Origin of the sequence: Autumnicola tepida (genome assembly GCF_031846485.1) — a bacterium.
In the GTDB taxonomy this organism is placed as follows: Bacteria; Bacteroidota; Bacteroidia; order Flavobacteriales; family Flavobacteriaceae; genus Autumnicola; species Autumnicola tepida.
Window position 1 is genome coordinate 459082 of the sequence record NZ_JAVRHQ010000001.1, and the last position, 14350, is coordinate 473431.

Consider the following 14350-nt stretch of genomic DNA (forward strand, 5'->3'; position numbering starts at 1 on the left):
AATCGAGACCCCACCATATTTTGAGTAGGATCCTAAAACCCTTAATAGGTAGCTTTGTATTTGAGAAATGCAGAGTGAAAATGGAAAGAGGAGAAACTCAAAATATAGAATATAAGCAGGCATGGAGGGATGAATACCTGAAATGGATTTGTGGTTTTGCCAATGCAAAAGGAGGACATATTTACATTGGTATTGATGATAATGGAAATATTATCGGCGTAGATAATTATAAAAAGCTAATGGAAGACATTCCAAACAAGTCTGTTAACCATTTAGGACTTGTGGTTGATGTGAATCTCCATGCGGCTGAAGGAAAAAATTACCTTGAAATTATTGTTCCGATTAGTAATGTAGCCATTGCTTATCATGGAGTTTATCACTACCGAAGCGGAAGCACCAAACAAGAACTTAAAGGAATTGCTTTACAAAACCTGTTGCTCAATAAAATGGGAAAGAAATGGGAGGATATGGCTGTTGAAGGAATAACATTTTCCGACCTTAATGGTAATAGCATTCAAGCATTTATTATTAAGGCAATTGAGAAAGATCGTATTCCTCCAAATACACTAAACATTGGTAAGCAAACCCTATTCAAAAACCTCGGACTTCTTACAGAACAAGGGCAGCTAACAAATGCCGCCGTTTTATTATTTGGGAAAAATCTAATCAAGGTATCGGTAACAGCAAGTTTCAAGATTGGACGATTTGGAAAATCCAGCCATAATCTTTTGTTTCAAGACATCGTTGAAACTAATATTTTTGAGATGGCTGATAAAGTAATCGAAATCCTTAAAACCAAATATTTGGTTAGACCTATTTCCTATAAAGGCTTGGAGCGTATGGAACCGTTGGAATATCCAGAAACGGCATTAAGAGAAGCAATATTGAATGCTATTATTCATAAGGATTATTCCAGTACATATACCTTTCTTCGTGTTTATGATGATCGATTACATTTATGGAATCCGGGAACTTTACCCGAGGAATTGACAATAGATAAACTAAAAAAGGAACATTCATCCTATCCCCGAAATCGAAATATAGCCAATGTTTTTTTTAAAGCTGGCTATATCGAATCCTGGGGACGAGGTATTAATAAAATTATCGATGCCTGTAAAGAAGCTGGATTGCCTGAGCCGATTATTGAGGAAGATCAAGGTGGAGTAAGTGTTATTTTTCTAAAAGATATTTATACAGAAGAAATTCTGAAAACATACAATCTTGAATCTCGACATATTAAAGCTTTGTTATTTATAAAAGATAATGGTCGGATTAATAATAAACAATACCAAGAACTTTTTGAAATCTCCAAAAGGATGGTGTCTTATGATTTACAAATGCTTGTTGATAGGAATTTTATAACCAAAATAGGTTCCACCGGAAAGGGAACCTACTATATTCTCCAAAGGGGCAATAAAGGGGCAAAATTACCTCTAAAGGGGCAATAAAGAAGCAATTGAACAAAACTACTTCTTAAACCATTTGTAAATAAGTGATTTGAATTTTTTTAAGCAGCCAGTATATCAGCTAAAAGCTTTAAATCTTCTATTAATTGGTTCGAGTTCTGTACCATAGCGTTCACTATAATTACAAAATCCTTCAAAGTCATTGATTTTGAAGGGTTTTTTGATTCATTTTATAAAAAAAGGAAATTAAAATAAATATTAAATTACTGATTTTTATTGGTTTACGGTTCGAATACCAAGAGGTTATTAGCTGTGCGTGTTTATTACTTGGAAAGAGAAACTGATTCTATTCTGGAAACGGATTTGTCGGCTTAACGCTTTTGTTTGAAGGGAGCAATTGGGGCTAAAGGGTTGCGCATGGGCATCTTCTCAAAGGCAATTTTTCTTGCTAAAATTGTGTCACACATTATTCCCGCGGTGTATTTTATCTTTCAATCCAAACGATTAAATTTATTTTAGATTATAATCCAGTCTTGCTAAGACTTGGGGTTTCTGGGAATGTCGTCTCCATTTATAATATCTGGGCCGGGTTGCCTTTAGGGAATCTTATCTTAGAGTAATCTAAATAAGATTGATATGAGAAAAAAATAATCCTAGACCTACGATAGCTATCCCTGTGAGTTGGTGGCAAATTTGATAGTCATTATTAGGGTTATTCAGGCTTGCAGCTTCGAAAAACTGACTAAAGATATATTAAGGTAACTAGTAAAACTAGGCAGGCTTATTAAAAGTGAAAAATGAGTATATTGGCTCTTTGTTCTTTAAATATTTCTTGTGTAGGCACTAGGAAAAAGATGACACGCCTATAATGAAATGCATAGATTATTCCCCGATGGGATGTTGTTACCGGGCAGGCATGGAAACGCAACGGGTTAAAAAGATTTTTAAGACCCTGCCTCCAACTATGCAAGGAAATGTTTATTTTTATGTAAGCAATGCGTTTATTCTCGTAAAGAGATAGCTCAAAAATTTAATGTTACTCCCAAAACTTTAGAAAATAAAATAGGAAAGGCCTCGAAACAGATTCGGGAGAAGATGACGGATGATTTGATAACCATGCTCTTTTCATACGACCAAGGATACAAAAATTTAAAAATACGCACTGCAAATTTTAGGGGTTCCCTACACTCTAAAAATTTTTATTATTTAACAAACTTTACCAATGACTATGAAAACCAACTTTATCGTAGGGATGTTATTATTGAACTTTTCCCTTTTTGCACAAGAGGTAAAACCAATCACCATCGATATGAATGGTGAGGAAAACATACCCACCATTGATTCTGAACAGACACGATCATTAAATCAGGGGGATTACTTTCAAATTGTTATCGATAATTTAAACACGTACCTCTATAAGGTAACAATTGAAGATGAGGATATTACTATGCAGCCTGCAGAATTACCCAATAGTATTACAGGTCTTGTAACACCAGGTATTTTAGATGGCATCCTGACAAATATCCGAAGTGCCTTATCATCTCCGGTCCCCGATGTCAAGTTTCTGGATACATTACAGATTGAAAAGGGAAATACATCCGATACAATTGTAGAGATCAAAGAGTATGCGGTTAATTCTAACAGATATAAAAATCTTCGAACTGCTTTAGATAAACCAGGCATAAGTGATAAAGATAAAATTTCTTATACAGATAGTATTTTAAGTTACCATCAATGGATTTATAGATATGAATCGGATGCACTTGAAGATAAAATCAGTAAACTGGAGTCGTATTATCAGGATATTTTGAATTACGAAACCGCTTTACATTATGTTAGACCAAATGTGGTGATTGAAGACTTCAATAATCAAAAGGTACGTGATTTACTGACCGAGTATCGGAATTTAAATAATTCAATTCAAAAGTCTATTAACAGCATTGAAAATTCGACTCTGGTCTATGATGAATTCAAAACTAACAATAAAGAACTAATTAATAATAATGACGACTTAAAAAAAACGAGGAATATTGTAGATGAATTCAAAACCGATCTGGATATGGTGATCAAAACAATCAAGAAAGAGATCACTACGGAGAAATACCAGGAATTACAAAAAGGACTGGCCATGATAGTGAATCATAAAGATTTCTCCTTCGCTTCACTACCCATCCAGATCCTGGAAGATGGTAAGAAAATCGATCTAACAATTTCCCCTCGGGATGATGCAACCACGTTAACGAGTTATGAAACAAGTTTTCGAATTCCCGATAAAACTAAAAATTACTGGGCTGTGACTACAGGCTTATACCTTATCGATAATCTAAATCAAAACTATTCTATAATGACAGATATCATTGAGTTGGAACCGGATACCCCTACTGAAGAAACGGAAGGAGAAACCGAGGAAAGTGAAGGACAGGAAGAGGAGCCCACAGAGGAAACTATTTACTCTTTTGTTGAAGAGGATCGATCCAAAGATGAAATAGGTGTAAAAGCAATGGTTCAATATGGCTGGTATTTGACGGAGACTTTTCTTGGTGACTTTTACGTAAACCTGGGAATCGGTGCCGGTTTGTCTATCACGGAAAAACCCAAACCGAGATTCTTTTTTGGTCCTGGTGTATCATTTGGTGACAAAAATAAGTTCACGATTGATTTTGGGGGTGCTTATATTTTCTATGATAAATTGTCAAATGGATATAATACCACGGATGAATACAGATCTAAACCCACGGACTATCTGGTCACGCAAAGTCAGATTAAGGGATATATAGGGGTAGGATATACGATCAACTTTAATGAAGGAGACAAGGAAGAGTAATTGCACTTAACCTTTTGTAAATAAATGATTTAAGCTTTTTTAAGCAGCCATTATATCTGCCAAAAGTTTTAAATCATCTAATAGATGGTTCGATTTATCAAAAATGAAATTAAAATAAATGTTAAATTATTGACTTATAGGAGTTCTACTGTTTGAATGTCAAGAGGTTAATTTAATTAGCCGGTTAAAGTCAAATTTTCTGTACTTATACCAATTTTTATATTATTAACTGCCGTACTTGCGGTAAATAATGTATAAACTTACCCAGATCAGAACTGTTTAATTTTCTAATACAACAATTCTGTACTGATCAAAGGATGGCATTGAATATTCTTGTTCATTTTGCCTTACCTATATATTCCAATCTTATTTTAAATAATCGGATGGAAGAATAGAAACTGCAGAATTCCTTAAATATACCAACTCTCCCTCGCCTTCTCTAGTAGAGCCTTATTTCCCTTAGACGCCAAAGGTATCCTTAAGCTTTTTTTTCCTGATTTCTACAGCCCACAATGAAAGGTTGACATACCTGGGCAAGTTCCTGGTTTTTGTTCCCAAAGAAAGCTGGTACAGAATTATTCTATTAAATTCATCTATTGAAATTGAATAGCTTTAATCAGAATACCGTTTGGTAGGTACCATTAACAATGTTTTCCCAGGCAGTATCACAATTATCTGCGGTATCTATGGAAAGGTAAATATTATTTAATTCTGATCTGGACAGGACATTTTTATAGTCCTCCAGGATCATATGGTGATCATCAATAAATAAAATGTTTATTTCTTCTCTTTCCTGCATTAGAAGTTATTTATGAGTCATGCCAACTTTACAGAACCCTTATAAAGTACCTTAAGCAGATGAATTAATAGAAAATTTTCCATTGATATTTTTTACACGGCTTCCAAATTTTTCAGGTCAATCCCTGTGTTTGAGGGCTTACGTTCTAAACCGACCCCCATTATCTTTTATAAGGACAAGTTCATGATCACTTTTTTCAATTGCCACTTCAGCCGCTGCAGCCTGGGAATGCTTGTGGATGTTATTAATCGCTTCCTGAATTATCCGGTACAGATTGATTTTAATGTCATTTTTCAAATATTGTTCCAGTCATACTCGAATCGACCTTCAAAGTTATCCTAGTTTCCTTCGTACTCTGATTCTTAACAATTTCTTTCAGCACAGTTTTGAAATTCACGTCGACCAGGGAAGTTTTGTTCAACTTATGATAAAGAAACCTGATTTCTTCAGCTATTTTCTGCATTTCCTCTATATATTTTGAATCTCTTCTTCCTGCTCTTCTCAGTTTCTTCCTGGTTTATAGAATCCAGGCTTAACCTTATGCCAAAGAGTTTTCCGAGGATACCGTGATGCAACTCCCAGGATATATGCTGCTTTTCCTTTTCCCGGACTTTTTTCCTTTAAAAATAGTATCATATAAGCTGAAGTGTAAGCACTGTACTAATTAATTGAGGGTTTGTTTTTGCTTCAAATTCTTCACGGAGGTCTTTTAACTTCTTTTCTATAGAACTTTTACTAAAAGGGGTGATGCCCTGAGCTTTAAATTTCATACTTATCTCTTCCTGTATATAACCATCACAAAGAAGTTTCAAGATGGATAGATCATAATCTGATAATTCTTTTACATTCTTATGATGTAGTGTTTGTTCAATATCGGGAGATAGGTATGATTTTCCGCCGTACACTTGCTGAATAGCTTGTTCCAAATGATTCATACCTTTCCGGCCTTTACATACATATCCGTCAACATAGGGAATTATTTTTTTTACCTTTCCCGGATGATCTTCAATAGAATGAATTATAATTTTCAATTCAGGCATTTCTTTTTTAAGGATGAGGGACAATTCTTCTCCTGATCTAATTTTTTCTTCTCTGTGGTCCTGTCTGAATGAAAGATCAGAAATTACGAGTTCGTAGGGAGATTGTTCCTGATAAGCTTTTTTACATTTCAGGTAGGCTTCATCACAGTACGAAGCATACACCACTTCCTGAGCCCCTAAACTCAATAAGAACTTTTTTAATGCAGTGTTCACTGCATCTATATCTTCTGCTATCAGAACTTTTTTAAACATCTAAAAAGGAATTACAATTTGTGCGGAAAATCCCTCGGTGGTTTCCGGTTGAAAATTAAAAGAACCTCCGATAGAATCAATACGGTTTTCCACATTTTTAAGTCCGGCACCTTTTTTTAATTCCGCTGAAGAAAATCCTTTTCCATTATCAATGTAGGAAATTGTAAGTTTTGAAGACGTTTCTTTGAAATTTAATTTTACTATAGAAGCTTCACTGTGTTTTTTCATATTCACCATTAATTCCTGGAGCACACGGTGAACAACTATTTTAGATTCAGTACTTAATTTTGACCAGGAAATATCTTTTAATCCTATAAGATACAATGTTGTTTGTTGAGGTACACTTTGGGATAGCATGTCTTGCAAATCCTCGCGATAACCGGAACTAGTAGTCACTGGAGTATTTTCCCGGGAAATATTCCTTGTTCTATCGTAAATACTTTCTAATTTTTTTACTGTACCTCTTTTATATGAATGATCCGGATTTTCAAGTTCAGTCATAACGTTGTAAACATCGTTTGCCAATTCATCGTGGATTTTTTTAGAGATGCGAGCTTCAGTGGCATGAATCTCTCTTATTCTCTCCTTCTTATGACGTTGCTTTGAATAATAGTAGATGACAGCGGCGCTACCAGTTAAGAGGATCCCTAAGAGAATAGCAATATTGAGCCGATTTCTGCCTCTCAATACCTCAAGCTGTTGTTGTATGGATATTTTTTCTAGTTGATCTATTTCTTCTAATTTCTGCTCCTCATCATATTTAATTTTAGCGAATAAATTTTTGACCTTGTCCCTGGATTTTATTAAACTATCATTCAGGCGGATGTGTTCTAATGCATAAGGTTTGATTTCGTTGACAGGGGATAACCGAACAAGATAATCCAGGGCAGAGATTTCATCGGTGACGCTGTTAAGTTTCCGGGAGGTTTCATAATAAGCTTTGGCATACCGCAAGGCTTCCTTTGGAGAATCTTTTTCATTTACCTTTACTAAATGATCGTAACTCGACAATAATCCGGTGAGGTCATTGTGTTTACTTCTGGCTTCCATAATTAATTCCAGTGAATCAGTAATATCGGTTTTTTCGCTGAGCCATTTCGTAAAGTAATAATTATCCCTGATACGGTTAATGAAATTTTGGTTTTCAGCTAAAGGCAGGATTGACTCTAATAGTCCAAGGGACTTTTTAAAATCTTCTTTCTCAGCATAAACATTAGCTATATTGTTAACTACCGCCAGACTATCCTGTGAAGAATTAATATATTTTAAAGCATTACTGTACTCTTCAATAGCCTCATCAAAATCCTTCAGTTTTCTATAGGTAGCTGCGAGGTTGTTGTAAGAACTAGCAATATAGAAAGAATCTTTGGAAGGCTTTAAAAGGGAAAGCGCTTTAACAGCACTGTTTTGGCTCGCGGGAAAATCACCCAGTCGCGTTTGAGCAATACTCAGTTCCAGTAAACGCTTACCTGCATTTACGCTATCTCCGGCTAATAAATAATACCTCTGTGATTGAAAAGTATTATTAAGCACATTTATTTGGTCATTTTGATAAAAAAAACTTTTTGCCTTCCTGTAATACCCTTTTGCTACTTGCAGGGTGTCTCCTTGCTCAAATCCATTTTTTATAAGAAGATTCGCATAGTATACAGAACTGTCTATTTCTTTTTTTTTGTTGTGAAAATAGATAAGATTATCATAAATGGTTGCTTGTAGTGTGTCTTGGGGTGTGTAGATTTCTGCTAGTGCCTTTTTCAAGAGCGTCAGCTTTTGATTCAGATCCTCTGTTTCTTTGCTTCTCTCAAAGAACTGAGCGGCGAGATCATTCCGACATTGTATTTTTTTAGTTTGATCTTTTTCCTTGCAGGAGATAAGAAGAACGATAAAAAAAATTGAAAGAATCAGGGGGCTTTTCATGCAACTAAAATAAAAAACCCTGCTGATTTAGCAGGGTTTTCTAAAAATTAATTACCGGCTGGCGGTTCTTCGGGTGGATCCAATTGCTGATCTTCACCACCATTACCACCGCCAGTGTCACCATCGGCATAAGTGTCCATTTCTTCCTGCACATCGGCGAGGCTATCGTCTGTACAGGCAATAAATGATAAATTTGCACCTATTAGACATACAATTAATATTGCTTTTTTCATTTTTCTTATTTTAAATTTTAGACATGGGACGTCTGGGGGAGACTTTTCTCTCCGTTTACGACAATCCGTAATTGGGGTACCCGTACTGCGAGTACATTTGGGAAGTTGAAGAGATCAATACGGCTGTGTTTGGTTACTTCCCGGTGACCTTCACAGGCCGTATTGACTTTTCAGAATAATTGAAAGCTGCGCGTGATGATGTTTGCAAGCCATAATCGTCTTTCAATTACATGGCAAAGATGTGAAGGGAAGGGCCTTTTTGCAGAGACATAGCGGCGACATCTAAGGGGCATTTAAAGGACAGGGTGGAGACATGTTAAAGACACGTTTTGTCATTTTTATGTCTAACTGAATTTGAGTATGTTAACGGCAAATGTTAATTTTAGATCATCATCAAAACGATATCTATGGATAAATTTTTACAAGATATTTTTGTTAAGGCAAAGGAAGAATCCGGAGAAGATAGTCTGAGGAAATGGGCGGAGTATATAGCCGAATACTTATTGGAAGAGTTAAAGTATCCTTTGTCAGTAAAAACCCTGGAGAGATACTACAATGGAGAGACCGAGCCGAACCTTGAAAAAAGGAATAAACTCGCCGTGTTTCTTGGCTACAGCGATTACAGGGAATACAAGGCTGGAATGCAGGAAACTCAGCCTAAGGAGGAAGATTCTGAAAAAACCGGAGAAGGTAAGAGCAACAAAAAATACAGCAAGCGAATCATGCTCCTGGTTAGCTTAATTGGAATTTTAGTACTAGGGGCTGGATATCTGGGCTATTCTTCAGGGAGTGAAGATTGTATGATCTGGAAAGAAGATCACTATGAAGTGACTCCTTGTGAGGGTAAAGCAGGAGAAACGAAAAAGACTCTTCACTTACTGGAAAACTTCCGACAAATCGAGGTAAGTGACACCACTACTTTTTTCAGGAATGGAAAAGCAAATGTGTGGTACGATAAGCACGAGAATGAGCTGTACTTTTTTAGTGCCCCCGGAATAAATCCTGAAACCGGTAAAACGGTGAAGGAGATTACTGATTATATGATCAATAAATATGTATTAGTTGATTAGTTGGAGAAAATTAGATTCGAAAATAAAGACTAATAGGTGTTAAGGCGAACTTTCTTTCTCTAAACCTGAATACTTCTGCCTCATCTTTTTAGTAATAATTTCAAAGTGGTGTTTTTTAATAATCCTCTAGGTAGGGTATTCATTCTTCCATTCGCCGGGCAGGATTGATAATTTCGCTGCGGTCAATCCGAATATTTCTGGTTTCTGCATTCTGTTACGGTAAAAATAAGAGGTTGAGTTACATACTGCTATTTAGAAGTATTAAACCAGCAAAACGCCGGGTTCATATAGCACGCCAGTTATCCTATTGCTAAAGACTTATTTTTTGATTTGCATTCCTTTTAGGTTATTTATAAGGATCTCCAGAGGCTGCTGTTACAAATGAGATGTAAGATTTAGCCGGGAATAATAAGTAGAAAATAACCTATTTCCACTATGATAAGCCAAAACAGACCTGTTCCAATATTTCCCTTGTACATTTGTCCCGCTCCTGGAATAACCAGTCTTAATACAGCAGCCACACCGAGGCTCTATTTTCGTTCTCTTAGAGGAGTAGATTGATTTTGATAAGATCGGATGGCTCTTATTCCACCATCCAACATTTCGCTGCAATGTTTACACTTAATTGCTTCTTTATTAATATTTTCTGCGCAGTAAGGGCATTTTTCATTTCTGTTTGCGTTAGTTATTGTTTTTTTTAATCAAATAAAGGCAGTTGAGCTATTGAACATCTTAAATTTTACTCCTAGATATTAACTGGATTCACTCAACCGGCATCCGGTATTTTGTTTCATTGATTTCCATTCTCTCCTTATTTAATGTTACTATGATTGGCTCCTGTCGCTCCCTTTCATATTCCACATACTCATAGATTTTTATTTCCCTTACGCCACTATTTTTATGTCTACATCAATTCCCTGAACCTGATTGTCGTTGTGAAGCCCCAGGAAAAAAGTACCACTTGTGTGGGTAGTATTTTTGCCATATGCAGCAATGCCTTTCCCTTTATCGAAGATGGAAAATGCTTGTCCACTTCTGAACAACCCGAGGTTAGCTTCATCGGGAATAAACCAGTAGGAAACGTCCTCTCCTGTTTTGGGAATGATCAATTCTGAAATCGCACCCATCGCAAGGCCGGCTAAAGGTGTCCCGTAAATAGAGGTAACCTCTTCTGCTAATCCGGTAAAGAACTCCGTATTCTTTTTATATGCTTCCTGAGATTCCTGTCCTACACCTATCCAATAGGCCCAGCTTATTATTCTTTCTTCGCGTAAATCTGTAATAAGCGGCTGTGGCAAATTGATCAGTAAGAAAGTGCTGCTTTCATTTTCGTTGAAGTACGAATGGACCCTCTGATTCTTGTCGACTAAAAGATCCTCTTCCCGCTTAATTTCAATTAATTCCTTTACATTTTCTGTATATTGTATAGTGTTATAGCCTGTAATACTATCAATGGTGTAAGGAATATATACTGTATCCCTCTGTGTTTCCCACCGCCAGTCGGTATTAAAATGCATGGTTTGTTCATTTGCAGGGATCCTGCTAATGGTAATTTTAAATGCTCTATTGGTTAGTGACGGCCTGTAGAACTTAAAGCTATAAACACCCTTCTCTCTGGCTTTAACTTTCTTGCCTGTTAAAGATTTCAATTTGTATTCTGAGAACAGGGTATTTGAGGATGGTCCCGAAATTTGAAATTCTTTTAAATGTTTCCCTTTAACCATTTCAAGGTCTATTAAAATTTCGTCCCCTTCAGCAAAACTGAACAATATTTCTTTGGTTTCATCAAAACTAATTTGAATAGCTGATTCAGTAATAAGAATAGGTTCATTGGATCCAAATGATGAAAAGGATAGGGGGAGGAGTAGGAGTACGAGTAATTTTTTTACCATAGGAGTTGATTTTAATAGTAATTGTAGGTTGTTATTATCTGTTTTGTTTGACAGCTTATTGGTATGCTTCCATAGCATTGGCAAATTCTTCTGCTTTTTCAAAACTGCTCATTAAATAAGCTTCGTTAAGTCCGGTAGAGCTGGATAGTTTAATGGATCCATATTTGCAAACCGGAATCTGATAATTGGCTTTAAACCTTTTATCCGGAGTTCCGTTTTTATTTACTTTGGCCCAGGTGTATTCTATTATAGAAGCATCTCCAGGAACCTTCTCTTCTTCAATAAAACGTTGGCTATGAAAGTAAAACTCTAATTCTTCAATTTCTATAAGTCCAAGATTTTTCCTGTCGTCAACAATTGCCATAAAAGCAGGATACAAGTATAGGTCTCCACCATTGGCGTTTTCCAGGTGTAATGTATCAAAAGAGGATTGAATAATTTCAATATTGTTGAAACCAAATTTTACCGGCCTTCGATTTACAGAATTTGCTGCTGCGGAGCGGGTGATTTTTTGATTTACAGTTTCCCTGGAAGTGATATCCCATATACGTTCACACGAGAGTAAGGTTTTATAATCCTCGATAAGTTGATTATATCTAATTTTTATTTCTTTCGGAAGGTTAATGTCTATATTAATTTTAAAATTTTTTAGCTGCTCTTTCAATTCATTCAAATCTTCCCGATGTTGGCGTTTATTTTCTTTAAACCATTTAATGAAAAAACCGAATATGAAAAAATAAGAGAGTACCAATAAGATGGAAGCGGTAGAAACCTTTCTTTCTGCTTTTTTTATTTCCGCCGTGAGTTCTTTTCTTTCCTGATAACATTCGAGAAGTGTCTTTTTTAAGTCATGTAATCCTTCTGTAGTAATACCTTCTGGTTCATTGGATTTGATTTCAATGGTTTCCTGATAATCGTATTGTTCTGGAGGAGTTGAAGAAATGTGAGATGGAATTTTTGAATTACTTTTTTTTCTACCACCTATTCTTGTGCGGTCGTAAAGTCCCGTTCCGGGAATCCCGGTGTTAAGAAAAGTTCCTTGTTTATTGAAATTTACACTGGCACCCGGAACTCCGATGGTGGTGCTAATGCCCGATTTACTAAAGTTAAGATAAACCCCGGGAAACAATTTTGCTCGTTTTCTAAATCTCATATTCCTGTATTTTAGGACGTCCACAAGTGGGACAGCAGTTAATTTTCTCTTTTCTATTGGTTAATTCTTCAGAAAAGCCGGAGGCAAGAATGCCTGTTGGTAACGCAAATAATCCAATCCCTATAACAGCAATGACACCTCCCATAAATTGTCCTAAGGGTGTTACTGGATAAATGTCTCCATAGCCTACTGTTGTTAATGTTGCAATTCCCCACCACATCGTTTCCGGGATACTGGAAAAGTTTTCGGGCTGTGCTTCATTCTCTATGTAGTACATGAGAGTGGAAGTAATTAAAAGAAGGGAAAGAGTGAATATTAAGGATAGCACTAATTCCTCCTTCTTTTGGCTCACCACCCGGTTCATAAGTGCCAGGGCAGTCACATATCTCGCTATTTTAAAAACCCGAAAGATTCTAAAAATACGTAGGACCCGGAGTAAACGGAGATCTACACCGACAAAAGGAAGAAAAAAAGGTAGGATTGCCAGTAAATCAACAAGGGCAAGTGGAGATAGAGCATATTTTAAACGGCCTTTTACGGGGGAAGGGTAGGCAGGGGAAATATTAGCTGTCCAGATTCTCAAGATATATTCCAAGGAAAAAATGGTGACCGAAAAAATTTCGAAAAGCTTAAATTCTGCTGAATACTTTAGCCGGATAGGTTCAATGGATTCCAACAACATTGCCGCCACATTTCCCACTATTAAAATGATGATAAATACATCAAAATTCCAGCTGGCGTCTCCGGGCTTTCTGGAAACCTTTAAGATGCTGTAAACCCGATGTTTTAATCTTGGAAGACCAGACATCGCTTTCTATTCAAGATCTTCAATTGCATCCATGAAATCGAATTCATGAACCAGGCAAATCGTATGACCTGCTTTTCTGAGATCTAAAGCTTTTTCAACTTTTCGGCCATAGCAAGCAAAAGCCCAGGCTGGATTCCCGTTGTCGCCCACAATCAAATAATCAGTGTTTTTAGAGACTGAGTTCGTCGGAATTCCACCAAGATCTGAGATGATTTGCTTTAGGTTCTCTCTGGTCCCGCTTTTTAAAACTCCGGTCACGCAAAATGTTTTCCCGTCGAATTGAATGTCAGGCTCGCTTGTGCAATGGCCGGAAATATGAATGTCCTGTGTTTCTAATTTAATCTGGTTACTTACATCCTTATTTCGTAGACTCACAAATTGTTTTAAGTAAGCCTTCAAAACCAACTTTTCTTCTTCATCAACTTTTCTATCTGCAACTATAGAGGAAATCAAACTTCTAATCTCATCATAGGGATAATAGGTTCTTAAATGAACATTTCCTTTTAACCATTTTTCAAGGTCAAATACTTCTTTTTCATTGATTTCTCCATCTGCTAAGATACCATGGCAAATTCCCTGTAAAGTTTGTAAATCGGCCGTTACGGTATTGTAGTAGTAACTCTCGCCTTCATATTTTTGACAGAGCCAAAATAAATCTTCAATAGTATCGGTGGAAATGTCTTCATTGGAAATTACTTGCTTAATTGCTGTCATAAATTCCCTGAAAGGGTTACGATTAATTAGATTCCGGTGAGAAATCGTCCATTGATGAAGTTCATTCGTCTCCCTTTTACTAATTTTTCCATCGAGGTTGATCCCCAACAGGATTCCCTTAAGGGAATTGATGGCTTTATCAGCTTGTGCTTTTGAGGTGACAATCTGTAATTGTTTTTCATTTAATTCATTCATAGCGCTTATTTTAATTTATTTCGGCAGCTAATAGAGATATGTAATAC

At 36.2% G+C, this 14350-nt stretch carries 11 protein-coding genes; 3 read left to right on the forward strand and 8 right to left on the reverse strand.

The window, feature by feature from the left end:
• Nucleotides 1–80 precede the first annotated feature (80 nt).
• Together RM553_RS02170 and RM553_RS02175 are read left to right on the forward strand one after the other, a co-directional pair.
• Nucleotides 81–1448 (forward strand): ATP-binding protein, encoded by a 1368-nt coding sequence (locus tag RM553_RS02170; protein WP_311533332.1) that lies wholly within the window; start codon nt 81–83, stop codon nt 1446–1448.
• Nucleotides 1449–2634: 1186 nt separating this feature from the next.
• Nucleotides 2635–4230: a hypothetical protein gene (locus RM553_RS02175; protein ID WP_311533333.1), complete on the forward strand. Its 1596-nt coding sequence runs from the start codon at nt 2635–2637 to the stop codon at nt 4228–4230.
• Between the two features lie 616 nt (nt 4231–4846).
• On the opposite strand, the gene RM553_RS02180 is transcribed toward RM553_RS02175, so the two are convergent.
• From RM553_RS02180 to RM553_RS02195, 4 genes are all read right to left on the reverse strand, one after another.
• Complete coding sequence (locus tag RM553_RS02180; protein ID WP_311533334.1) at nt 4847–5029, reverse strand: hypothetical protein; 183 nt, start codon at nt 5027–5029, stop codon at nt 4847–4849.
• Between the two features lie 632 nt (nt 5030–5661).
• The gene (locus tag RM553_RS02185; RefSeq protein ID WP_311533335.1) at nt 5662–6321 is read right to left on the reverse strand and encodes a response regulator; all 660 of its coding nucleotides are present in this window, start codon (nt 6319–6321) and stop codon (nt 5662–5664) included.
• On the reverse strand, nt 6322–8238 hold the full coding sequence (locus tag RM553_RS02190) for an ATP-binding protein (RefSeq protein ID WP_311533336.1): 1917 nt from the start codon (nt 8236–8238) through the stop codon (nt 6322–6324).
• A 47-nt stretch (nt 8239–8285) separates the two neighbouring features.
• Nucleotides 8286–8471, reverse strand: coding sequence for a hypothetical protein (locus RM553_RS02195; RefSeq protein WP_311505085.1), 186 nt, complete (start codon nt 8469–8471; stop codon nt 8286–8288).
• Nucleotides 8472–8878: 407 nt separating this feature from the next.
• Between RM553_RS02195 and RM553_RS02200 the strand changes: the two genes are divergently transcribed.
• Entirely contained in the window at nt 8879–9541 is a 663-nt protein-coding gene (locus tag RM553_RS02200) for a hypothetical protein (protein ID WP_311533337.1), read from the forward strand.
• Between the two features lie 884 nt (nt 9542–10425).
• Here RM553_RS02200 and RM553_RS02205 read toward each other — a convergent pair.
• From RM553_RS02205 to RM553_RS02220, 4 genes are read right to left on the reverse strand one after another with little or no spacing between them, the layout of a single operon-like run.
• On the reverse strand, nt 10426–11433 hold the full coding sequence (locus RM553_RS02205) for a hypothetical protein (protein WP_311533338.1): 1008 nt from the start codon (nt 11431–11433) through the stop codon (nt 10426–10428).
• A gap of 55 nt (nt 11434–11488) precedes the next feature.
• A complete protein-coding gene (locus tag RM553_RS02210; protein ID WP_311533339.1) occupies nt 11489–12586 on the reverse strand; it encodes a DUF4236 domain-containing protein in 1098 nt (365 codons plus the stop codon).
• The gene (locus RM553_RS02215; protein ID WP_311533340.1) at nt 12576–13394 is read right to left on the reverse strand and encodes an ion transporter; all 819 of its coding nucleotides are present in this window, start codon (nt 13392–13394) and stop codon (nt 12576–12578) included. The genes RM553_RS02210 and RM553_RS02215 overlap by 11 nt, the downstream gene beginning before the upstream one ends.
• A 6-nt stretch (nt 13395–13400) precedes the next feature.
• The gene (locus RM553_RS02220) at nt 13401–14303 is read right to left on the reverse strand and encodes a BRCT domain-containing protein (protein WP_311533341.1); all 903 of its coding nucleotides are present in this window, start codon (nt 14301–14303) and stop codon (nt 13401–13403) included.
• Nucleotides 14304–14350: the final 47 nt, after the last annotated feature.

Excerpts from the sequence above, each read along its gene's own strand:
- RM553_RS02200 (WP_311533337.1), top strand. The coding sequence starts at position 8,879 with ATGGATAAATTTTTACAAGATATTTTTGTTAAGGCAAAGGAAGAATCC.
- RM553_RS02220 (WP_311533341.1), bottom strand. The coding sequence starts at position 14,303 with ATGAATGAATTAAATGAAAAACAATTACAGATTGTCACCTCAAAAGCA.
- RM553_RS02215 (WP_311533340.1), bottom strand. The coding sequence starts at position 13,394 with ATGTCTGGTCTTCCAAGATTAAAACATCGGGTTTACAGCATCTTAAAG.
- RM553_RS02170 (WP_311533332.1), top strand. The coding sequence starts at position 81 with ATGGAAAGAGGAGAAACTCAAAATATAGAATATAAGCAGGCATGGAGG.
- RM553_RS02175 (WP_311533333.1), top strand. The coding sequence starts at position 2,635 with ATGAAAACCAACTTTATCGTAGGGATGTTATTATTGAACTTTTCCCTT.
- RM553_RS02195 (WP_311505085.1), bottom strand. The coding sequence starts at position 8,471 with ATGAAAAAAGCAATATTAATTGTATGTCTAATAGGTGCAAATTTATCA.
- RM553_RS02180 (WP_311533334.1), bottom strand. The coding sequence starts at position 5,029 with ATGCAGGAAAGAGAAGAAATAAACATTTTATTTATTGATGATCACCAT.
- RM553_RS02190 (WP_311533336.1), bottom strand. The coding sequence starts at position 8,238 with ATGAAAAGCCCCCTGATTCTTTCAATTTTTTTTATCGTTCTTCTTATC.
- RM553_RS02210 (WP_311533339.1), bottom strand. The coding sequence starts at position 12,586 with ATGAGATTTAGAAAACGAGCAAAATTGTTTCCCGGGGTTTATCTTAAC.
- RM553_RS02185 (WP_311533335.1), bottom strand. The coding sequence starts at position 6,321 with ATGTTTAAAAAAGTTCTGATAGCAGAAGATATAGATGCAGTGAACACT.
- RM553_RS02205 (WP_311533338.1), bottom strand. The coding sequence starts at position 11,433 with ATGGTAAAAAAATTACTCGTACTCCTACTCCTCCCCCTATCCTTTTCA.